The 21891-nt window shown below is 70.8% G+C and carries 16 protein-coding genes, 1 pseudogene and 1 riboswitch; of the genes and pseudogenes, 16 read left to right on the plus strand and 1 reads right to left on the minus strand.

Features of this window, described 5'->3' with window-relative positions:
• Nucleotides 1-298 precede the first annotated feature (298 nt).
• The 9 genes and pseudogenes from P2L57_RS32820 to P2L57_RS41205 form a co-directional block, all read left to right on the plus strand.
• On the plus strand, nucleotides 299-1087 hold the full coding sequence (locus tag P2L57_RS32820) for an ABC transporter ATP-binding protein (RefSeq protein WP_275820808.1): 789 nt from the start codon (nucleotides 299-301) through the stop codon (nucleotides 1085-1087).
• Nucleotides 1084-3660 carry an ABC transporter permease gene (locus P2L57_RS32825; RefSeq protein ID WP_275820810.1) on the plus strand — a complete coding sequence of 859 codons (2577 nt, stop codon included), beginning with the start codon at nucleotides 1084-1086 and terminating at the stop codon, nucleotides 3658-3660. The genes P2L57_RS32820 and P2L57_RS32825 overlap by 4 nt, the downstream gene beginning before the upstream one ends.
• A 345-nt stretch (nucleotides 3661-4005) precedes the next feature.
• Entirely contained in the window at nucleotides 4006-7584 is a 3579-nt protein-coding gene (mfd, locus tag P2L57_RS32830; protein ID WP_275820812.1) for a transcription-repair coupling factor, read from the plus strand.
• Between the two features lie 157 nt (nucleotides 7585-7741).
• The gene (locus P2L57_RS32835; RefSeq protein WP_275820814.1) at nucleotides 7742-8383 is read left to right on the plus strand and encodes a SurA N-terminal domain-containing protein; all 642 of its coding nucleotides are present in this window, start codon (nucleotides 7742-7744) and stop codon (nucleotides 8381-8383) included.
• Nucleotides 8384-8622: 239 nt separating this feature from the next.
• Nucleotides 8623-9606, plus strand: a complete 984-nt coding sequence (locus P2L57_RS32840; RefSeq protein ID WP_275820816.1) for a nucleoside triphosphate pyrophosphohydrolase — start codon at nucleotides 8623-8625, stop codon at nucleotides 9604-9606.
• 28 nt (nucleotides 9607-9634) lie between these two features.
• Nucleotides 9635-9997, plus strand: coding sequence for a DUF6479 family protein (locus P2L57_RS32845; RefSeq protein WP_275820818.1), 363 nt, complete (start codon nucleotides 9635-9637; stop codon nucleotides 9995-9997).
• Between the two features lie 42 nt (nucleotides 9998-10039).
• Nucleotides 10040-10726 (plus strand): endonuclease V, encoded by a 687-nt coding sequence (locus P2L57_RS32850; RefSeq protein ID WP_275820820.1) that lies wholly within the window; start codon nucleotides 10040-10042, stop codon nucleotides 10724-10726.
• 22 nt (nucleotides 10727-10748) lie between these two features.
• A complete protein-coding gene (locus P2L57_RS32855) occupies nucleotides 10749-12017 on the plus strand; it encodes a cytochrome P450 family protein (RefSeq protein WP_275820822.1) in 1269 nt (422 codons plus the stop codon).
• A gap of 137 nt (nucleotides 12018-12154) precedes the next feature.
• A pseudogene (locus tag P2L57_RS41205) lies at nucleotides 12155-12493 on the plus strand (transglycosylase family protein); the annotation flags it as partial.
• Between the two features lie 89 nt (nucleotides 12494-12582).
• Here the strand turns inward: P2L57_RS41205 and P2L57_RS32865 are convergent.
• A complete protein-coding gene (locus P2L57_RS32865; RefSeq protein ID WP_275820850.1) occupies nucleotides 12583-12930 on the minus strand; it encodes a hypothetical protein in 348 nt (115 codons plus the stop codon).
• A 491-nt stretch (nucleotides 12931-13421) separates the two neighbouring features.
• Nucleotides 13422-13586: riboswitch (cyclic di-AMP (ydaO/yuaA leader) on the plus strand.
• Nucleotides 13587-13588: 2 nt separating this feature from the next.
• Between P2L57_RS32865 and P2L57_RS32875 the strand changes: the two genes are divergently transcribed.
• The 7 genes from P2L57_RS32875 to P2L57_RS32905 all read left to right on the plus strand — a co-directional run bounded on the left by P2L57_RS32875 (nucleotide 13589) and on the right by P2L57_RS32905 (nucleotide 21317).
• Nucleotides 13589-14266: a transglycosylase family protein gene (locus tag P2L57_RS32875; RefSeq protein WP_275820824.1), complete on the plus strand. Its 678-nt coding sequence runs from the start codon at nucleotides 13589-13591 to the stop codon at nucleotides 14264-14266.
• A 227-nt stretch (nucleotides 14267-14493) separates the two neighbouring features.
• Nucleotides 14494-15777: a phosphopyruvate hydratase gene (gene eno, locus P2L57_RS32880; protein WP_275820826.1), complete on the plus strand. Its 1284-nt coding sequence runs from the start codon at nucleotides 14494-14496 to the stop codon at nucleotides 15775-15777.
• A gap of 185 nt (nucleotides 15778-15962) precedes the next feature.
• Nucleotides 15963-16433, plus strand: coding sequence for an FtsB family cell division protein (locus P2L57_RS32885; protein ID WP_275820848.1), 471 nt, complete (start codon nucleotides 15963-15965; stop codon nucleotides 16431-16433).
• 95 nt (nucleotides 16434-16528) lie between these two features.
• A complete protein-coding gene (locus P2L57_RS32890) occupies nucleotides 16529-17092 on the plus strand; it encodes a DUF501 domain-containing protein (protein WP_275820828.1) in 564 nt (187 codons plus the stop codon).
• Nucleotides 17089-18054 (plus strand): Ppx/GppA phosphatase family protein, encoded by a 966-nt coding sequence (locus P2L57_RS32895; RefSeq protein WP_275820830.1) that lies wholly within the window; start codon nucleotides 17089-17091, stop codon nucleotides 18052-18054. The genes P2L57_RS32890 and P2L57_RS32895 overlap by 4 nt, the downstream gene beginning before the upstream one ends.
• A gap of 375 nt (nucleotides 18055-18429) precedes the next feature.
• Entirely contained in the window at nucleotides 18430-19803 is a 1374-nt protein-coding gene (locus P2L57_RS32900; protein ID WP_275820832.1) for an NAD(P)/FAD-dependent oxidoreductase, read from the plus strand.
• Between the two features lie 194 nt (nucleotides 19804-19997).
• Entirely contained in the window at nucleotides 19998-21317 is a 1320-nt protein-coding gene (locus tag P2L57_RS32905) for an SAM-dependent methyltransferase (RefSeq protein WP_275820834.1), read from the plus strand.
• Nucleotides 21318-21891 lie beyond the last annotated feature (574 nt).

A 21891-nucleotide genomic window follows, 5' to 3' on the forward strand; every position in this document is an offset into this window, starting at 1 on the left:
GACCCGCACCCCCCGTACTTCTCGGACGGGGGGTGCGCTCTGTGTCGTCCGAAAGTCGCAGACCCCTAGGGGAAGCCCCGCCCTTCCTCATACCCGTGGTTCGTCCCGGCGGAGGAGGAACGGGCCGGTGCCGCTCCCTAGCCTGAAGAGGCACTGACTGCCGCACTGATGGCGAACCGCAGGGCGGAGGGTGGGGAAAACCCCCTCCCGTTACGGAGCCCTGCCCCATCGCTTCAGCCACCCCCCGTCGGCAACGCTGAAGACGCACACACCACCACGACATTTCAGGAGAATCCACGTGACCACGGCTGTAGCAGTTCCCCGGGCGGGCGGCAGCGGAGGGCGCACGGCCGTCGCCGCGAGGGCACGGCAGGTGACCAAGGCGTACGGCAACGGGGAGACCCGGGTCGTCGCACTCGACGCCGTCGACGTCGACATCGCCCGCGGTCAGTTCACCGCGATCATGGGCCCGTCGGGCTCCGGCAAGTCCACCCTCATGCACTGCCTGGCGGGCCTGGACGCGCTCACCTCCGGCCGCATATGGATAGGCGAGACGGAGATCACCAAGCTGAAGGACAAGCAGCTCACCCGGCTGCGCCGGGACCAGATCGGCTTCATCTTCCAGGCGTTCAACCTGCTGCCCACCCTGAACGCGATGGAGAACATCACGCTGCCGATGGACATCGCGGGCCGCAAGCCCGACAAGCGGTGGCTGGAGACGGTCGTGGAGACCGTCGGCCTCGGCAGCAGGCTCAAGCACCGGCCGTCGCAGCTGTCCGGCGGCCAGCAGCAGCGCGTCGCCGTGGCCCGTGCGCTCGCCGCCCAGCCCGAGATCATCTTCGGCGACGAGCCGACCGGAAACCTCGACTCGCGCGCCGGTGCCGAGGTCCTGGGCTTCCTGCGCCGCTCGGTCGACGAACTCGGCCAGACCATCGTCATGGTCACCCACGACCCGGTCGCCGCCTCGTACGCCGACCGCGTGCTGTACCTGGCCGACGGCCGGATCGTCGACGACATGGCGAACCCCACCGCCGAGCTGGTCTTCGAGCGGATGAAGAACTTCGAGGCCCGCGGGAGGACCTCGTGACCGTCCTCAAGACCTCGCTGCGCAACTTCCTCGCGCACAAGGGGCGGATGGCGCTGTCCGCCGTGGCCGTGCTGCTCTCGGTGGGATTCGTCTGCGGCACGCTCGTCTTCACCGACACCGTCAACGCCACCTTCGACAAGCTGTTCGCCACCACCTCCGCGGACGTCACCGTCAAGCCCAAGGACGCGGGCAACGGCAACAACAACGACGGCGCCCCACCGGTCACCCTGCCCGCCGCGACCGTCGAGAAGATCGCCGCCGAGCCGGGCGTCAGGAACGTCTTCGGGGTGGCCGCGTCCACCTCCGTCACCCTGGTCGACCCGAAGACCAACAAGAACATCGGCCCGACCTCCGGCGCCCCGACCATCGCCTCCAACTGGACCGTGACCCCGAACGCGGCGCTCAAGCTCACCTCGGGCCAGGCGCCGAAGGGCCCCGGCCAGGCACTGCTGGACGCCGACACCGCCAACAAGGCGCACCTGGGCATCGGCGACGAGGTCAAGGTGATGTCCGCGTTCGGGACCTTCACCCAGAAGATCACCGGTATCGCGACCTTCCAGACCACCAACCCCGGTGCGGCGATGGTCTTCCTGGACACCCCCACCGCGCAGCGCGAACTCCTCGGCAAGAGCGGGGTGTTCACCTCGGTCGACGCCTACGGTGACGGCAGCAGGACCAACGACCAGCTGAAGTCGCAGGCGGTCGCCGGGCTCGGCGGCGGTTACCAGGTGCAGACGAAGGCCGAGGCGGCCGCGGAGAACAAGTCGAGCGTCGGCAGCTTCCTCAACGTGCTGAAGGACAGCATGCTCGGCTTCGCCGGGATCGCCGTCCTGGTCGGCATCTTCCTGATCGTCAACACCTTCTCGATGCTGGTAGCCCAGCGCACCCGCGAGATCGGCCTGATGCGCGCCATCGGCGCGAGCCGCAGGCAGGTCAACCGCTCGGTGCTGATCGAGGCGGTGCTGCTCGGCGTGCTCGGCTCGGCGCTCGGCGTCGCGGGCGGCATCGGCATCGCCATGGGCCTGATGCAGCTGATGAACGGCATGGGCATGCATCTCGACACCAGCGAGCTCACCGTCAAGTGGTCGACTCCCGCCGTGGGCGGGGCCGTTGGCATCCTCGTCACCATCGTCTCGGCCTATCTGCCCGCCCGCCGCGCCGCGAAGATCTCGCCGATGGCCGCCCTCCGTGACGCCGGGAGCAGCCAGACCACCGGCAAGTCGACGGCGCTGCGGTCGGTGATCGGCCTGGTGCTGACCGGTGCCGGAGCCGCCTCGCTGGTGGCCGCGGGTGCGGCGAAGGCCGCCGCCACCGGCAGCATGTTCCTGGCCGTCGGCGTACTGCTGACCCTCATCGGCTTCATCGTGATCGGCCCGCTGCTCGCGGCCGGGGTGGTGCGGGTCCTGGGCGCTGTCACGCTGCGGCCGTTCGGCCCGATCGGCCGCATGGCACAGCGCAACGCCCTGCGCAATCCGCGCCGTACCGGTGCCACCGCCGCCGCCCTGATGATCGGCCTCGCGCTGGTCTCCGGACTGTCGGTGGTCGGATCCTCGATGGTGGCCTCGGCCAGTGAGCAGATCGACAAGTCGGTCGGCGCCGACTTCATCATCTCCAACGACTCCGGCGCCTTCACCCCCGATGCGGTCAAGGCGGTGAAGTCCACGCAGGGACTCGGCCATGTCACGGAGTACAAGGCCGTGCCGGTCACCTTGTCCCTGGCGGACGGCAAGAAGGCCAAGCAGACCCTCACGGCCACCGACCCGACCTACGCGGACGACCTGCGCGTGCCGGTGGTCTCCGGCCGGGTCAAGGACGCCTACACGACCGGCGGCATGACCGTCGGCGAGGCCTTCGCCAAGGACCACGGCCTCAAGCTCGGCGACACCGTGGGCGTCGCGTTCCCCGGCGGTCGCACCACCGACCTGAAGATCGCCGCGGTGACCTCCAAGGACACCACCTTCGAGCAGGGCTCGATGTTCGTGGGGCTGGACACCGCCAGGAAGTACGTGCCCTCGGACCTGCTGCCGCAGGACGTGATGCTGTTCGCCACGGCGGCCGACCACAAGAACGCGCAACCCGCGTACGACGCGCTCAAGGCGTCGGTGCGCGACTTCCCGCAGGTCCAGGTCCGCAACCAGGCCGACTACAAGAAGCTGCTGCAGGACCAGCTCGGCCAACTGCTCAACCTGGTCTACGGTCTGGTGGGCCTCGCGATCATCGTCGCGGTGCTCGGTGTGGTGAACACCTTGGCCCTGTCGGTGGTCGAGCGGACCCGTGAGATCGGTCTGATGCGGGCGATCGGGCTCTCCCGGCGCCAGCTGCGGCGGATGATCCGCCTGGAGTCGGTGGTGATCGCGCTGTTCGGCGCGGTGATCGGCCTCGGCCTGGGCATGGGCTGGGGCACGGCGGCCCAGAAGCTGCTGGCCCTGCAGGGCCTCGGGACGCTGGCGATCCCGTGGTCCACGATCGCCACCGTCTTCGTCGGCGCCGCGGTGGTCGGCCTACTGGCCGCCCTGGCCCCCGCGTTCCGCGCTTCGCGCATGAACGTACTGGGAGCCATCGCAACGGACTGACCCTCTGACACGGTGGGCGGGCGGGATCTCCCCGCCCGCCCACCCGTTTTGCGGCGCACGCCCCGGTTCGCGGACCCCCCTTCCGCTGCGCTGCGGTTGGTTTTCCCACCCACCGGCAGCGCGGCACCGTACCTGGACCCGCCGCCGCCCGTGCGCGACGGCAAGCGAAGGCCGAGGGCAACGGGTGGCCGGGCGGCCATCCCGAACCCGCCCACCCGCAGCGCGGCACCGCACCCGGACCCACCCCCACCGCGCGCAGCGGCGAGCGAAGGGCCGAGCCCAACGGGTGGCCGGGCGGCCGATAACCCGAACCGCCGGCCCGAGCGCTCACGTACGCTGGCCCCCATGAGCTTGAACGGTCTGCTCGACGTCGTCACACAGGATCCGGCGCTCGCCGAGGCGGTAAAGGCCGCAGGTGACGGCAACCGTCCGCATCTGGATCTGGTGGGTCCGCCCGGCGCCCGCCCGTTCGTTCTCGCCGCGCTGGCGGCCCGTTCCGGCCGCCCACTGCTCGCCGTGACCGCCACCGGCCGCGAGGCCGAGGACCTGGCCGCCGCGCTCCGCTCGCTGCTGCCGCCGGACTCCGTCGTCGAGTACCCCGCGTGGGAGACGCTCCCCCATGAGCGGCTCTCTCCCCGCTCCGACACTGTCGGCCGCCGCCTCGCGGTGCTCCGCAGGCTGGCGCACCCCAGCAAGGACGATCCGTCGACCGGACCGGTCAGCGTTGTGGTCGCCCCCGTACGCTCCGTGCTGCAACCGCAGGTGAAGGGGCTCGGCGATCTCAAGCCGGTGAGCCTGCGCAGCGGCGAGACCGCCGACCTCGGCGAGGTGGTCGACGGTTTGTCCGCCGCCGCGTACGCCCGGGTCGAACTCGTCGAGAAGCGCGGCGAGTTCGCCGTTCGCGGCGGCATCCTGGACGTCTTCCCGCCCACCGAGGAGCATCCGCTCCGTATCGAGTTCTGGGGCGACGACGTTGAGGAGATCCGTTACTTCAAGGTCGCCGACCAGCGTTCCCTTGAGGTCGCCGAGCACGGGCTGTGGGCCCCGCCCTGCCGCGAACTGCTGCTGACCGACGAGGTACGGCGCAGAGCCGCCGCTCTGGCGGAGGCGCACCCGGAGCTCGCCGAACTGCTCGGCAAGATCGCCGAGGGCATCGCGGTGGAGGGCATGGAGTCGCTGGCCCCCGCGCTGGTCGACGACATGGAACTGCTGCAGGACGTCATGCCCGCCGGCAGCCTCACCGTCGCCTGCGACCCGGAGCGGGTCCGTACCCGCGCGGCGGACCTGGTGGCGACCAGCCGGGAGTTCCTGGAGGCGTCCTGGGCCGCGACCGCGGGCGGCGGCCAGGCCCCGATCGACCTGGGCGCCGCTTCACTGTGGTCACTGGCCGACGTACGCGAGCACTGCCGTGACCTCGGCATGCCGTGGTGGTCGGTCAGCCAGTTCGCGGGCGCCCCGGCCTCGGCCGACCCGTCCGCGGCCGAGCTGGGCGAGCTGGACGAACTCGGCGACGACACCCTCAAGTTGGGCATGCACGCCCCCGAGACGTACCGCGGCGACAGCGCCCGGGCACTCGCCGACACCAAGGGCTGGCTGGCCGACGGCTGGCGCGCCGTCTACGTCACCGAGGGCCACGGCCCCGCTGCCCGAACCGTCGAGGTGCTCGGCAACGAGGGCATCGCGGCGCGCCTCGACGCGGACCTGCCGGGGCCGCCCGAGCCCTCCGTCGTGCATGTCGCCTGCGGATCGATCGAACACGGCTTCGTCGACCCGAATGTGAAGCTGGCCGTGCTGACCGAGACCGACCTGTCCGGCCAGAAGTCCGCCAGCAAGGACATGGGGCGCATGCCGTCCCGCCGCCGCAAGACCATCGACCCGCTGACCCTCCAGCCGGGTGACTACATCGTCCACGAGCAGCACGGCGTGGGCCGCTACGTGGAGATGGTGCAGCGCACCGTCCAGGGCGCCACCCGCGAGTACCTGCTGGTCGAGTACGCCCCGGCCAAGCGCGGCCAGCCGGGCGACCGGCTGTTCGTCCCCACCGACCAGTTGGAGCAGATCACCAAGTACGTCGGCGGCGAGGCCCCGACCCTGCACCGGCTCGGCGGCGCCGACTGGACGAAGACCAAGGCGCGGGCCAAGAAGGCGGTCAAGGAGATCGCCGCCGACCTGATCAAGCTGTACTCGGCGCGGATGGCCGCCCCCGGCCACTGCTTCGGCGCGGACACCCCGTGGCAGCGCGAGCTGGAGGACGCGTTCCCGTACGCCGAGACGCCCGACCAGCTCACCACGATCGCCGAGGTCAAGGAGGACATGGAGAAGTCGGTCCCGATGGACCGGCTGATCTGCGGCGACGTCGGTTACGGCAAGACCGAGATCGCGGTGCGGGCGGCCTTCAAGGCGGTGCAGGACGGCAAGCAGGTGGCCGTCCTGGTGCCGACCACCCTGCTGGTCCAGCAGCACTTCGGCACCTTCTCCGAGCGGTACGCCCAATTCCCGGTGAAAGTAAAGGCGTTGTCCCGCTTCCAGACCGACGGCGAGGCCAAGGCGGTGCTGGAGGGCCTGCGCGAGGGTTCGGTGGACGTCGTCATCGGCACGCACCGGCTGTTCTCCTCCGAGACCAAGTTCAAGGACCTGGGCCTGGTCGTCGTCGACGAGGAGCAGCGTTTCGGCGTCGAGCACAAGGAGCAGCTGAAGAAGCTGCGGGCCAACGTGGACGTGCTCACCATGTCCGCGACCCCCATTCCGCGCACCCTGGAGATGGCGGTCACCGGCATCCGGGAGATGTCCACGATCACCACCCCGCCGGAGGAGCGGCACCCGGTGCTGACCTTCGTCGGCCCGTACGAGCAGAAGCAGATCGCGGCGGCGGTCCGCCGCGAACTGCTGCGTGAGGGGCAGGTCTTCTACATCCACAACCGCGTCGAGTCGATCGACCGGGCGGCCGCGCGGCTGCGCGAGTTGGTCCCGGAGGCGCGCATCGCGACGGCCCACGGCCAGATGAGCGAGCACGCGCTGGAGCAGGTCGTGGTGGACTTCTGGGAGAAGAAGTTCGATGTGCTGGTGTCCACCACGATCGTGGAGTCGGGCATCGACATCTCCAACGCCAACACGCTGATCGTGGAGCGCGGCGACAACTTCGGCCTGTCACAGCTGCACCAGCTGCGCGGCCGGGTCGGCCGGGGCCGCGAGCGCGGCTACGCGTACTTCCTGTACCCGCCGGAGAAGCCGCTGACCGAGACCGCGCACGAGCGGCTGGCGACCATCGCCCAGCACACCGAGATGGGTGCGGGCATGTACGTGGCCATGAAGGACCTGGAGATCCGCGGCGCGGGCAACCTGCTGGGCGGTGAGCAGTCCGGCCATATCGCGGGCGTCGGCTTCGACCTGTACGTACGGATGGTGGGCGAGGCGGTGGCCGACTACCGCGCCGCGCTGGAGTCCGGTGCGGTGGAGGAGGAGGCACCGCTGGAGGTCAAGATCGAGCTTCCGGTGGACGCCCACGTTCCGCACGACTACGCGCCCGGTGAGCGCCTCCGCCTGCAGGCCTACCGGGCCATCGCCGCCGTCAACTCCGAGGACGACATCAAGGCGGTCCGCGAGGAACTCGCCGACCGCTACGGCAAGTTGCCGGAGCCGGTGGAGAACCTGCTGCTGGTCGCGGGGCTGCGGCTGCTGGCCCGCAGGGTCGGGGTCACCGACATCACCCTGCAGGGCAACAACATCCGCTTCGGCCCGGTCGAGCTGCGCGAGTCCCAGGAACTGCGCCTCAAGCGGCTGCATCCCCGCAGTGTCCTCAAGCCCGCGGTGAAGCAGGTGCTGGTGCCGCGCCCGTCGACGGGCACGATCGGCGGCAAGCCGGTGGTGGGCCGGGAGCTGCTGGAGTGGACGGCGGAGTTCCTGACGACGGTGGTCGGCGCGTAGCGGCTCAGGGAGGTCCCCGGCCGCGTCGGATGCCCGGGGGCCTACCGCCCGAACATACGTAACCTCACCGGATGGTGGATATCGCACCCCCGCAGTCCCTATTCTCGATCAGCGCCAGGTCGTGCACCGCCGCTCGATCAACCCGCCGGGAGGCACTATGGTCCGCCGTCGTACCGCCACGCTCTCCTTGACCGCCGCCGCGCTGCTCGCCGCGACGCCGCTGATCACCTCCTGCGGCACGGAGCATCCAGGGGCGGCAGCCGTGATCGGGGGACAGACGATCTCGATGTCCGCGTTGCAGTCGCAGGTCAAGGCGGTACGGGATGCGCAGGGCGGCACTCAGCAGTCGGCGCAACTCATCGAGGCGACCAGCGATCTGGACCGCTCCACGCTCAACGGCCTGGTCTTCGACCGGGTGCTGGACCGCGCCGCACAGCAGGCCGGAGTGACGGTCACCCGAGCCCAGGTACAGCAGTCGCGGGCGGCGGCCGAAGTACAGGCGGGCGGCGCGGCCGCGCTACGGGACCAGCTGCTGCAGCAGTACGCCGTCGCGCCGGGCGGCATCGACGACTTCTACCGGGTCCAGGCCGAGGCACAGGCCCTCGCCCACAAACTGGGCGTCGACCTGGCAACCCCCGACGGCCAGGCGGCGGTCACCAAGTCACTGGTCAAGACCGCCCAGACGATGCGGGTCGACGTCAACCCGCGCTACGGCACCTGGAACGCCCAGACCCTCACCCTCGGCAACACCACCGACCCCTGGCTACACCGCGCCGTAGCCCCCACCCCGGCCGCCTGATCCCGCCCGGGGGCGGGTGCTCAGCCCCTCTCGACACCACGGGACAACCGGCCGCCGCGGCGACAACGCCACCCGCCGCGGCGCGCACCCCCAACGCCGCGGCCCGGCGGTATCAAACCGCCCGCAAGCGGCGACAGGGCCCCCGGGGCGCAGCCCCCCGCACCCGGGGGCGTGGGGGCCTGCCCCCGGACAGTTCCCGAGGGCACCAGGTCCGCACACCACAGCGGTAGCGTCTACGTGTGAACGACAACGCCACCAACGACGCCCACCCCGGCCGCCTGGTTCTGCTCACCACCACTCATCGTGTTGCCCCCGGCCTGCTGTCCTGGCCCGCCTGGCAGCTGCTGCGGTCGGCCGATCTGGTGCTGTGTCCGGACGCCGGACACCCGCAGCTGCCGTATCTGCGGGACGCGGGCGTCGCGGTCGAGCACTCCGCGCCCACCGGCCGTGAGCTGGTCGACCTGGCCGCCGGCGGCCGTACGGTCGTGGTCATACCGCCCGGCGACGGTGATCCCGCGCTCACCGACGAGCTGGCCCGGCTGGCCGGGTCCGGCCGGGTGCGGATGCCGGAGCTGGAACTGCTGCCCGCCTCGTACGACCTGCCGGGCGGGCGGCTGCTCGACCTGGTCGCGGTCATGGACCGGATCCGTACCGAATGCCCGTGGAGCGGCGAGCAGACCGGTGAAAGCCTGGTGAAGTACCTGATCGAGGAGGCGTACGAACTCGTCGAGGCGATCGAGGACGGCGACCGGTCGGCGTACCGCGAGGAACTCGGGGACGTGCTGCTGCAGGTCGTGTTCCACTCGCGGATCGCACAGGACGACCCGGAGGAGCCGTTCTCGATCGACGATGTCGCGGGCTCGATCGTGGAGAAGCTGATCCGCCGCCACCCGCATGTCTTCGGCACGGAGACCGCCGAGACGCCGGAGGAGGTCAAGGAGCACTGGCTGCGCACCAAGGCCGCCGAGAAGCGCCGCGATTCGGTGACCGACGGCATCCCGCTGGACCAACCCGCACTGGCGCTCGCGGCGAAGCTGGCCGGCCGGGCGCGCACCGGCGGCGTGGACGCGCCCCCGCCGCCGCGCGACGCGGACGACCTCGGTGACCGTCTGCTCGCCCTCGCCGCCCTCGCCGAGAGCAAGGGCGTGGACCCGGAGGCCGCCCTGCGGTCCGCTGCCCGCCGGTACCGGGACACGATCCGGACGGCCGAGCGAACTGAGTGATCCGCCGAGGGTGGGGTAATAAACCCACATGATGTGGACATTCAGTGCGGAAACCATCGCTGCGGGCTTCGTGATCGGCCCGCTTCTGATCGGCATCGGCGTCGTGGTCGCCCTGGCCCTGGTCGCCCTCTTCTACGGGCGGCTGCGCCATGGGCCGGGCCCGGAGCGGTCGCCGCAACCCAGACCGCAGCAGCCTCCGCCGCGCGCGGGAGCGTGGGCGACGCCTGAGGAGGCCTCCCAGGAGGAGGCGCCGGCGAACCACGGCCCCGGGCACCAGGACTCGCAGCCCTCCGAGTACGAGGAGGCCAGCCGCGACCCGGACGAGGTACCGCACGACGGGAAGCGGCGCATGCCGTACGAACTGAGGGGCTACCAGGGCCCCAGGACGTAGACCGCCGTACCCGGGCGGTCCGGTCTGGGCGATCATGGCTGTATGCGCATGCACATCCCGCACTCCTGGCCGCGCACCGAGGCCGACGCCCTCGCCGTACAGGACCAGCTGCGGGGGCTGGTCGACCGGGTGGGGCCCGGTCCGCAGGACCCCCGACTGGTGGCCGGGCTCGACGTGGCCTACGCGGACGGGACGAGCCGGGTGGCCGCGGCGGTCGTGGTGATCGACGCCCGGACGCTGGAGACCGTGGAACGCGCCACCGCGGTCGGCGACGCCACCTTCCCGTACATCCCGGGACTGTTCGCGTTCCGTGAACTGCCCGTGCTGGTCGAGGCGTTGACCCGCCTCGACACCGTTCCGGAACTGCTGCTCTGCGACGGCCAGGGCCTCGCGCACCCGCGTCGCTTCGGGCTCGCCTGCCACCTCGGGGTGCTGACCGGGATCCCCGCGGCAGGGGTGGCCAAGACCACGTTCGTCGGCACGTACGACCCGGCCGCGCTGGGCCGGGAGCGCGGTGCGTACGCCCCACTGGTCGACCGCGAGGAGACCGTCGGCCGCGCGCTGCGCACCCGGGACGGCGTCAAACCGGTCTATGTGTCCACCGGGCACGGCATGGACCTGGACACGGCCTGCCGCCATGTCCTGGCGCTCGCCCCGAAGTACCGTCTGCCGCAGACCACCCGGCTCGCCGACCGCCTCAGCCGGGATGTGCTGCGGGGCGCCCACTGACGCCACCGGTTAACGTCGGGGGGTGACTGACGCTTCCGCCCCCACCCTGTTCACCTGGGAGTTCGCCGCCGATCCGTACCCGGCGTATGCCTGGCTGCGCGAGCACGCGCCGGTGCACCGCAGCACGCTGCCCAGCGGGGTCGAGGCCTGGCTCGTCACCCGGTACGCCGACGCCCGGCAGGCCCTCGCGGACGCGCGGCTCAGCAAGAATCCCGTCCACCATTCCGAGCGCGCGCACGCCAAGGGCAAGGTCGGCATTCCCGGCGAGCGCAGCGCCGACCTGATGACGCACCTGCTGAACATCGACCCGCCGGACCACACCCGGCTGCGCCGACTGGTCTCCAAGGCGTTCACCCCGCGCCGGGTGGCCGAATTCGCCCCGCGCGTCGTGGAGTTGACCGATCGGCTGATCGACTCCTTCGCGTCCAGGGGGGAGGCGGACCTGATCCATGAGTTCGCCTTCCCGCTGCCCATCTACGCGATCTGCGACCTGCTGGGCGTCCCGGCCGAGGACCAGGACGACTTCCGGGACTGGGCGGGGATGATGATCCGGCACGGCGGGGGACCGCGCGGCGGGGTGGCGCGGTCGGTCAAGAAGATGCGTGCGTACCTTCTGGAACTCATCCACCGAAAGCGGGGTGCCCTGCGGGACGAAGGTGCCGACGACCTGATCTCCGGCCTGATCCGGGCCAGCGACCACGGCGAGCACCTTACCGAGAACGAGGCCGCGGCGATGGCCTTCATCCTGCTGTTCGCCGGTTTCGAGACCACCGTCAACCTCATCGGAAACGGGACGTACGCACTGCTGCGCAACCCGGAGCAACGGCGGCTCCTCCAGGACTCGGTCGCCCAAGGCGAGTCGGCCCTGCTGGCGTCCGCGGTCGAGGAACTGCTGCGCTACGACGGCCCGGTGGAACTGGCGACGTGGCGGTTCGCCACCGAACCGCTGAGGATCGGCGGCCAGCCGATCGGCACCGGCGACCCGGTCCTGGTCGTACTGGCCGCCGCCGACCGCGATCCGGAGCGCTTCGCCGGTCCCGACACCCTCGACCTCGCCCGCCGGGACAACCCGCACCTGGGGTTCGGCCATGGCATCCACTACTGCCTGGGCGCACCGCTCGCCCGGCTCGAAGGCCAGACCGCGCTGGCCACCCTCCTCACCCGGCTGCCGGATCTGCAACTGGCGGTGGAACCCGAGGAGTTGCGCTGGCGCGGCGGGTTGATCATGCGGGGACTGCGCACCCTTCCGGTCTCCTTCACCGCTGTCCGGGATGTCACCAACTGCCCGTAACAGCATGGTGAATACAGACACCTGATGGGATGTCGGCCAGTCGTGACCTCCACGTGATCTCCACTACATCTGCCCGTGATCGATAGTGTTACCGGCTACGCTCTGCGCTCGTCCCCGCCGTCGGAGAAAGGCGTCACATGCTCAGGTCTGGCAACGGTCAGCACCGTAAGCCGCGTCAAGCGCCCGCGTTCGTTGTCACCGCCGGAGTCACCGGTGCCGGAATCGCGCTCCCGCTGCTCGGTGCCACGGGTGCGCACGCCGCGACCGCCGGCACCTGGGACAGGGTGGCGCAGTGCGAGAGCGGGGGCATGTGGAGCGCGGACAACGGCAATGGCGCGTACGGCGGCCTGCAGCTGACCCAGGACACCTGGGAGCGGTTCGGCGGCACGGCCTATGCCGAGCGGCCCGACCTGGCCAGCAGGCGGCAGCAGATAGCCATCGCCGAGAAGGTGCTGGCCGGTCAGGGTGCGGACACCTGGGGCGGCTGCGCGGTGGACGCGGGCCTCGCCAAGGGTGGCGGCGCGGCCGATGTGGATCCGGGGACGCCGGCCGGGTCGTCCAATGGTCAGTCGGATGACTCTGGAACGCCCGGGTCGGGCGGTTTGTCCAACAGGCCGGTTCTCGGGGATGCGCCCAGCTCCACCGACTCATCTGGTTCATCCGGTTTGTCTGACTCATCCGGTGCGTCCAGTGCATCCGGTTCATCGGACGCATCCACTTCCCCCTCTCCCGCGCCTTCGACTTCTTCCGCCGCTTCGTCCGCCCCCTCCCCCTCGGGCACGAACACGCCGTCGCCTTCCCATGGGCGGCACGCCAAGCCGTCCCCGTCCCCGTCGCCGTCCCAGTCCACGTCCGCCAGCGCCAACCCGGCCCCGTCGGGCACCGCTTCGGGTGCGCCGTCCAGTGCGCCCACGGACCCGGCATCGACTACGCCCGGTGACCGGGGTGGTGACCGCGCCTCACGTGGGGGCAGTCACGGGCGCCAGCAGGATCCTGGTAACGACGGCCAGAATGCCGGTTCGTACACCGTGCAGTTGGGTGACAATCTCTCTCAAATCGCCACGAACCATTCGATGGTCGGAGGTTGGTCGTCGCTCTACGACGCCAACAAGTCCGTCGTGGGTTCCGACCCGAACCTGATCCTGCCCGGAGAGCAGCTCACTCTTCGTTAAACCTGTGACATAACTCTCCCGGTGAGCGTCGGACACCCGGCCCTCAGCGATCTCCTTATCCCGCCTCGACCTGCGGATCTGTGCGTTACGTCGGCGGGACATCGTGAAACGGTCGCCGCGGCCGGGTGTTTGTCAGCCACCCGGAGCGTGTGTTTATGGTCGTGACCGCTCGCCACCGCGAGCCCCGTCGGTCAGGAACGCCGAGTCCTGCCGCCGATCGACGGGAACAGTCGACGCGAGAGCGCCGTAGGCAGGAGCGGGGGACCCAAGGTTCTCCGCCGGGCCGTCCGACTGGACGGACCGGCTAGGGGTTAAGCCGCGTGCCGCGAGGCCGCGACCGGGCACTCACTCGGCCCGAACCCGACAGCTCACCTCGCAGGCGTCGGTGAGGAAATCTCCATGGGTAAGCACCGCCGTGCCTCGAAGGCTATCCGTATCGCCACCATCGCCGGTGTCGCCGGTGCGGCCGTCGCCGCGCCGATCCTGACCGCCACCTCGGCCTCCGCCGCCTCCGTGGCCGCCTGGGACCGCGTTGCCCAGTGCGAGTCCAGCGGCAACTGGTCCAACCACGACACCGGCGGCAACGGCCACTACGGCGGTCTGCAGTTCTCGCCGTCCAGCTGGGCCGCCGCCGGTGGTCTGAAGTACGCCTCGCGTGCCGACTACGCCACCAAGGACCAGCAGATCGCCGTCGCCGAGGTGCTGCTGAAGATGCAGGGCCCGGGTGCCTGGCAGTGCGCCTACGCCGGTCCGCTCACCTCCGGTGGCCCGGCCCCGGCCATCAACCCGGACGGCAACTCGGCCAGCACCCAGACCGTCAAGGAGACCCCGGCCAAGCAGGCCCCGGCCCAGGCTCCGGCGCCGAAGAAGGCCCCGAAGCACGCCGCTCCGGCCGCTCCGGCCGCCCCGGTCCAGCAGGGCACCGGCAGCTACACCGTCAAGTCCGGTGACACCCTCTCCGACATCGCCGCCGACCTCGGTGTCGCCGGTGGCTGGCAGAAGCTGTTCGAGCTGAACGATGAGGTCGTCAAGGACGCCAACCTGATCTTCCCGGGTCAGGACCTGAAGCTCGGCTGAACCCCATAACGGCATAACCGCCTTGATGGCCCGCAGCGTTCGCGACGTCCGCGGCGGCCAGTAGAAGCCCCCCGGCCGGACACGTCTTCCCCCCCGAGCGTGTCCGGCCGGGGCATTTTGCTTCCCGGCGCCGTCCCGTCGGCTGGCCGGACCGTGCAGGCCGGTTAGGCTCATCCCGCAGAGCACCAGCGCACCACACCAAGCAACACATCCCAAAGGAGATGCTCGTGCCGTCCATCGACGTCGTCGTAGCCCGGGAAATCCTCGACTCACGAGGCAACCCCACCGTCGAGGTCGAGGTCGGCCTCGACGACGGGAGCACCGGCCGTGCCGCCGTACCCTCCGGTGCCTCCACCGGTGCCTTCGAGGCCCTCGAACTGCGCGACGGGGACAAGGCCCGTTACGGCGGAAAGGGCGTAGAGAAGGCCGTTCTCGCCGTCATCGAGCAGATCGGCCCGGAGCTGGTGGGCTACGACGCCACCGAGCAGCGGCTGATCGACCAGGCGATGCTCGACCTGGACGCCACCCCGGACAAGTCCTCGCTCGGTGCCAACGCCATCCTGGGCGTCTCGCTGGCCGTGGCGCACGCCGCCTCCGAGGCCTCCGACCTGCCGCTGTTCCGCTACATCGGCGGCCCGAACGCCCATGTGCTGCCGGTCCCGATGATGAACATCCTCAACGGCGGCAGCCACGCCGACTCCAACGTGGACATCCAGGAGTTCATGATCGCGCCGATCGGCGCCGAGTCGTTCTCCGAGGCGCTGCGCTGGGGAGCCGAGGTCTACCACACCCTCAAGGGCGTGCTGAAGGAGCGCGGCCTGTCCACCGGCCTCGGTGACGAGGGCGGCTTCGCGCCGAACCTCGACTCCAACCGCGAGGCCCTCGACCTGATCGTCGAGGCCATCAAGCGGGCCGGTTACCAGCCGGGCCAGGACATCGCGCTCGCCCTCGACGTCGCCGCCTCCGAGTTCTACAAGGAGGGCTCCTACGAGTTCGAGGGCAAGTCCCGCAGCGCCGCCGAGATGAGCGCGTACTACGGCGAGCTGGTCGAGGCGTACCCGCTGGTCTCGATCGAGGACCCGCTGTTCGAGGACGACTGGGACGGCTGGAAGACCATCACCGAGCAGCTCGGCGACAAGGTCCAGCTGGTCGGCGACGACCTGTTCGTCACCAACCCGGAGCGCCTGCAGCGCGGTATCGACAACGACACCGCCAACGCCCTGCTGGTCAAGGTCAACCAGATCGGTTCGCTGACCGAGACCCTCGACGCCGTCGAGCTGGCCCAGCGCAGCGGCTACAAGTGCATGATGTCGCACCGCTCCGGTGAGACCGAGGACGTCACCATCGCCGACCTGGCCGTCGCCACCAACTGCGGCCAGATCAAGACCGGCGCCCCGGCCCGCTCGGACCGCGTCGCCAAGTACAACCAGCTGCTGCGCATCGAGGAGATCCTCGACGACGCGGCGGTGTACGCGGGCCGCAGCGCGTTCCCGCGCTTCCGCAACGCGTAGCGCCTCCGGCGGTCAGCCGAAGGGTTGCGGTGGTCGGCTACCGCCGGGCCGCGTCGTGGTGTTGCTCGCCGTCGCGGCGGCACGAAATGTGTCGTCGCGACGGCGAGATGCCCGACGGCCCGGTGGCGACGACGCGTTCCCGTACCGTGTGCGGGGACGTACATATGTGATGAGGGGTGAGCGACGTGGCCGCGGACCGCTTCTCGACCGCAACCCGACTCAAGGCGCTGGGCCAGCAGGCGCAGGCCCGGGTCTACCGGGCCACCGGCCGCACACCGCGCCGCAGCAGACTCACCGGCCGCGCCGCGCTGCTCGCGCTGACCGTCTGCGCGCTGGTCGTCGCCCTCGCGTATCCCATGCGGCAGTACGTCGCCCAGCGCTCGCAGATCGCCGACCAGCGCAAGCAGGCGCAGGCGGCCCGCGACCGGGTGGAGCGGCTGCAGGAGGAGAAGGCCCGATGGGCCGATCCGGAGTACGTCAAGGCGCAGGCCCGCGAGCAGTTGCACTTCGTCATGCCAGGTGAGACCGGCTACACCATGCCGGGCCAGCGCGGCACGGACGCCGAGCGGAACAGTGCCGCCGCCGGGGCGGCGGCCAACCGCGCCTGGTACGACAATCTGTGGAACGGCGTGAACTCCTCCGACGCCAGCCACTGACCGGGTGCCCGGGGGACGCCCCGCCTACCCTCCATGGGCCCGGCACGCCCCGGGACCCGAAGACCATCGAGCTACCGCCGACCAGAAAGCCGCCCGTGAAGAACCCGCCGCCCCGCACCGAGCCCGCCCCGCCCACCGAGGCCGACGTCGCCGCCATCGGCGAGCAGATCGGTCGTGTGCCGCGGGGGCTGCGGGCTGTCGCACACCGCTGCCCGTGCGGGCTGCCGGATGTCGTCGAGACGGCGCCTCGGTTGGAGGACGGCACGCCGTTCCCGACGCTGTACTACCTGACCTGCCCGCGCGCCGCTTCCGCCATCGGCACGCTGGAGGCGGAGGGCGTCATGAAGGAGATGACGGCGCGCCTCGCGGAGGACGAGGAGCTGGCCGCCAAGTACCGGGCCGCGCACGAGGACTACATCGCGCGCCGTGACGCCATCGAGGTCCTGGAGAACTTCCCGAGCGCGGGCGGCATGCCCGACCGGGTGAAGTGCCTGCACGTCCTGGTCGGCCACTCGCTGGCGGCCGGTCCTGGGGTGAACCCGCTGGGCGACGAGGCGATCGCGATGCTGCCGGAGTGGTGGCGCAAGGGGCCGTGTGCCTGCGTCGGCGCGGGCGAGAGCGTGGCTGACGAGGACGGCGCGGGGGAGGACGCGAAGTGACCCGTGTCGCCGCCATCGACTGCGGTACGAACTCCATCCGGCTGCTGGTCGCGGAAGCCGACCGGCACACCGGCGTGATCAAGGATCTCGACCGGCGGATGAAGATCGTGCGGCTGGGCCAGGATGTGGACCGCACCGGTCGGCTCGCGCCCGAGGCGCTGGAGCGTACGTTCGCCGCCTGCCGCGAGTACGCAGAGGTGATCCGCGAACTCGGCGTGGGGGGTCCCCCCGCCGAAGGCAGGGGGAGTGTGCGGTTCGTGGCCACATCGGCCTCCCGCGACGCCGAGAACCGCGATGAGTTCGTCCGCGGTGTGCTGGACATCCTGGGCGTCGAGCCCGAGGTGATCACCGGCGACGAGGAGGCCGAGTTCTCGTTCATCGGCGCGACCAGGGAACTCGCCGGACGGGACTACTTCGCCAAGCCGTATCTGGTGGTCGACATCGGCGGCGGCTCGACCGAGTTCGTGGTCGGCGGCGACCATGTGGACGCCGCCCGCTCCGTGGACGTCGGCTGTGTACGGATGACCGAGCGGCACCTCGTCCGCGGCGGCCAGGTCAGCGACCCGCCGACCCCGGACCAGATCGCCGCCATACGAGCGGACATCGAGACGGCCCTGGACCTCGTCGCCGAGACCGTGCCGCTGGACCAGGCCCGCACGCTGGTCGGACTGGCCGGTTCGGTCACCACGGTGGCCGCGATCGCGCTGGGTCTCAAGGAGTACGACTCGTCGGTCATCCACCACTCGCGGATCGGCATCGACCAGGTCCGCGAGATCACCGACCGCCTGCTGTCCTCGACGCACGCCGAGCGCGCCGCGATCCCGGTGCTGCACCCGGGGCGGGTCGATGTGATCGGCGCGGGTGCCTTCGTACTGCTCACGATCATGGAACGCGTCGGGTTCGCGGAGGTCGTGGTGAGCGAGCACGACATCCTCGACGGCATCGCCTGGAGCGTGGCCTGAGTAGTCGTCTGAGCAGCTGGAATATCAGCTGAGCGGGGTGCGGACGCCCCCGCGCGGGGGCCCGGGAAGCAAGTTCGTGAATTTCTTCACATGAAGAACAGGGCATTTGTTGGGGCGGAGTTGAGGTTCCGGGCCCGCAGCGCGCCGGGGGCGGGTTTCGGCGGTGATTCGTAAGCCTGGCCGTGCCGGCCGGGTGTCCCGGCCGGAAGTGGATCGTGGCTGCTCAGCGGCGTTGTTCAACGCTTCCGCGGCGTGTCCTGTTCCGTCGCCTGCTGTGGCGTCGATCACGAAATCGCGCAGTGTAGCAGAGGCCTGCAAGAACCTTGTGAAGGGGCTCACGAAGCCCCCCCGACCGGGTGCTGGATACTCGTCTTCATGAGCACCACGGAGCGTCCACGGATCCTCGTAGTAGGCGGCGGTTACGTCGGCCTGTACGCGGCGCGCCGCATCCTGAAGAAGATGCGGTTTGGCGAGGCGACCGTCACGGTCGTCGACCCCCGTTCGTACATGACGTACCAGCCCTTCCTTCCTGAAACCGCCGCCGGCAGCATCTCCCCGCGGCACGTCGTGGTTCCGCTGCGACGCGTCCTGCCCAAGGCGGAGGTCCTCACCGGCCGGGTCACCTCGGTCGATCAGGACCGCAAGGTGGCCGTCATCGAGCCGCTTGTGGGCGAGGCCTACGAGCTGCCCTTCGACTACCTCGTCGTCGCGCTCGGCGCGGTCTCCCGCACCTTCCCGATCCCCGGCCTGGCCGAGAACGGCATCGGCATGAAGGGCGTCGAGGAGGCCGTCGACCTGCGCAACCACATCCTGGAGCAGCTCGACCTGGCTGACTCCACGACCGACGAGGAGATCCGCCGCAAGGCGCTGACCTTCGTCTTCGTCGGCGGTGGCTTCGCGGGTGCGGAGACCATCGGCGAGGTCGAGGACATGGCACGCGACGCGTGCAAGTACTACACGAACGTCAAGCGCGAGGACATGCGGTTCGTCCTCGTCGAGGCCGCCAACCGGATCCTCCCCGAGGTCGGTCCGGAGCTCGGCAAGTGGGGCCTTGAGCACCTGCGCGAGCGCGGCATCGAGGTCTATCTGGAGACCTCCATGAAGTCGTGCGTCGACAAGCACGTGGTGCTCGCCAACGGACTTGAGGTCGACGCCTCCACCATCGTGTGGACCGCGGGTGTCAAGCCGAACCCGGCGCTGGCCAACTTCGGCCTGCCGCTCGGCCCGCGCGGCCACGTCGACACCGCTCCCACCCTCCAGGTCCAGGGCATGGACTACGTGTGGGCGGCCGGTGACAACGCCCAGGTGCCGGACCTCGCCTCGGGCGAGGGCGCCTGGTGCCCGCCGAACGCGCAGCACGCGCTGCGTCAGGCCAAGGTGCTCGGCGACAACGTGGTCTCCGGGATGCGCGGCTTCCCGCAGCACGAGTACAAGCACAAGAACATGGGCGCGGTCGCGGGCCTCGGCCTGCACAAGGGCGTCGCGCTGCTCTTCGGCAAGGTCAAGCTCAAGGGCCGTCTCGCCTGGTACTGCCACCGCGGCTACCACGGCATGGCGGTGCCGACCTTCAACCGCAAGTTCCGGGTGCTCGCCGACTGGACCCTGGCGGTGTTCCTCAAGCGCGACGTCGTGGCGCTCGGCGCGCTGGAGAACCCGCGCGAGGAGTTCTACGAGGCCGCGGCGCCGGTGACGGCGGCGGCCGCCGCCAAGGCCAAGGCGCCGGAGGGTGAGAAGGCCAAGGCCTCCTGACCTTCGGACCAGATCCGTTTGACGCCGAGGGCGTCCGCCATCCGTGGGGCGGGCGCCCTCGGCGTTTTCCGTGTACGAAATTTTCCGGCACTTGGTTCCCGGTTCGGGACTACGATTGGGCCGCAAATCTGTTTTCGTGATGCAAGGACCTTGCAGGTCTGTCGGTTGACGCACCATCACGGAGGTTTTGCACCATGGCCGACGTAGCCGCACGGCTCACCGCGCTCGCCGAAGGGGCCCTCGGCGCCCCGCTCACGGTCCGGATCCGCGCCTGGGACGGCAGCGAGGCGGGGCCGCCGGACGCACCGGTTCTGGTGCTGAGGCATCGTCGCGCGCTACGCCGACTGCTCTGGAAACCAGGGGAATTGGGGCTGGCCCGGGCCTGGGTGGCCGGGGACATCGAGGTCGAGGGCGACCTCTACGAGGCGCTGGAACGGCTCTCCGGGCTGATCTGGGAGCGCCCCGAGCAGCCGGGCGGCCTCCGCCCGCTCGACGCGGTACGCGCGCTGCGCGACCCCGCGGCGCGCCGCCTGGCCCGGGAGGCGCTCACCCTGGCCGGGCCCGGCCTGCCGCCCGCGCCGCCCGCGGAGGAGGCGGCCCGGCACGGCGGCGTACGCCATACGCTCAGCCGTGACCGCGAGGCGATCCATCACCACTACGACGTCGGCAACACCTTCTACGAGCGGGTGCTCGGCCCGTCGATGGTCTACTCGTGCGCCTACTGGCAGCAGCCGGGCGGCACGCTGGAGGACGCGCAGGAGGCCAAGCTCGACCTGATCTGCCGCAAGCTGTCGCTGGGGGAGGGCCAGCGGCTGCTGGACGTCGGCTGCGGATGGGGCTCCATGGTCCTGCACGCGGCACAGCGCTACGGGGTGCGGGCGGTCGGTGTCACGCTCTCCACCGAGCAGGCCGCGTACGCCCGGAAGCGGGTGGCCGACGCGGGCCTGACCGACCGCGTCGAGATCCGGGTCCAGGACTACCGCGAGGTGGCCGACGGCCCGTATGACGCGATCTCGTCCATCGGCATGGCGGAACACGTGGGCGCCGCGCAGTACCGCGCGTACGCCACGGTGTTGCACGGGCTGCTGCGTCCCGGCGGCCGACTGCTCAACCACCAGATCGCGCGCCGCCCGCAGGAGCGTGAAGAGCGCTACCGGGTGGACGAGTTCATCGACCGCTACGTCTTCCCCGACGGCGAGTTGTCGCCCGTGGGCTCCACGGTCGCGCTACTGGAGGAGGCCGGTTTCGAGGTCCGCGATGTGGAGGCGCTGCGCGAGCACTATGCCCGTACGCTGCGCGCCTGGGTGGCCAACCTGGAGTCCCACTGGCCCGAAGCGGTCCGCCTGACGTCGCCGGGCCGCGCCAGGGTCTGGCGCCTCTACATGGCCGCTTCCGCGCTGGCCTTCGAGCGCAACCGCATCGGGGTCAACCAGGTCCTGGCCGTCAAAACGCCCACCGACGGCGAGTCCGGCCTGCCCCTAACCCGCGAGTCCTGGCTGACGCTCACCACGTAGTCCTCCCACCCACCCCCCTGGGGGCGGCGCCCTCAGGGCCCCCTTGTGGGGGCTGCGCCCCCAGACCTGCCGGGGCTGCGCCCCCAGGACCCCCCGGGGGGGGCTGCGCCCCAGAAGCCCTGGGCCGTGGGGCTGCGGCCCAGGGTCCTTGCCGGGGGTGTGTCCCCGGTCCCTCCGGGGCTCCGACTCGGGCCTCCCTCGGCCCTGGGGTTGTGGCCCCAGGGCCCCTTGGCCCGGGGGCTGCCCTCCCAAGCCCTCGGGGTTGCGTCCCGACGTCTCCCCGGGCTGCGCCCCGGGGCCGCGCCCCGACCGGTCGGTGTGCGGCAGCGTGGCCGCTTCCCGCCGCAGCGGCGAGCGCTCCCCACGCCGCGGATCGGCGGTGTTGAAACCGCCGCCGCCCCACCAGTCCGCGGCATCGTCGCCGCATACCGCCGCAGCGGTCCGCACGTCGCGGATCGGCGGCCGACGAGCCCGCCGTGAGCCGACCCACGTGCGCTGGGCGTTCCCCCGGGGCCCGCCGTAGCCCCGGGCGTAAGCCGTGGGAGGGGGCTGGGGCGGAGTCCCGGGGCTACGG

This window comes from Streptantibioticus ferralitis (assembly GCF_029223525.1).
GTDB classification, from domain to species: domain Bacteria; phylum Actinomycetota; class Actinomycetes; order Streptomycetales; family Streptomycetaceae; genus Streptantibioticus_A; species Streptantibioticus_A ferralitis.

Bases quoted from the DNA above. Each gene is read 5' to 3' on its own strand.
- mfd (WP_275820812.1), top strand. From the start codon at position 4,006: ATGAGCTTGAACGGTCTGCTCGACGTCGTCACACAGGATCCGGCGCTC.
- P2L57_RS32835 (WP_275820814.1), top strand. From the start codon at position 7,742: ATGGTCCGCCGTCGTACCGCCACGCTCTCCTTGACCGCCGCCGCGCTG.
- P2L57_RS32845 (WP_275820818.1), top strand. From the start codon at position 9,635: ATGATGTGGACATTCAGTGCGGAAACCATCGCTGCGGGCTTCGTGATC.
- P2L57_RS32850 (WP_275820820.1), top strand. From the start codon at position 10,040: ATGCGCATGCACATCCCGCACTCCTGGCCGCGCACCGAGGCCGACGCC.
- P2L57_RS32875 (WP_275820824.1), top strand. From the start codon at position 13,589: ATGGGTAAGCACCGCCGTGCCTCGAAGGCTATCCGTATCGCCACCATC.
- P2L57_RS32900 (WP_275820832.1), top strand. From the start codon at position 18,430: ATGAGCACCACGGAGCGTCCACGGATCCTCGTAGTAGGCGGCGGTTAC.
- P2L57_RS32905 (WP_275820834.1), top strand. From the start codon at position 19,998: ATGGCCGACGTAGCCGCACGGCTCACCGCGCTCGCCGAAGGGGCCCTC.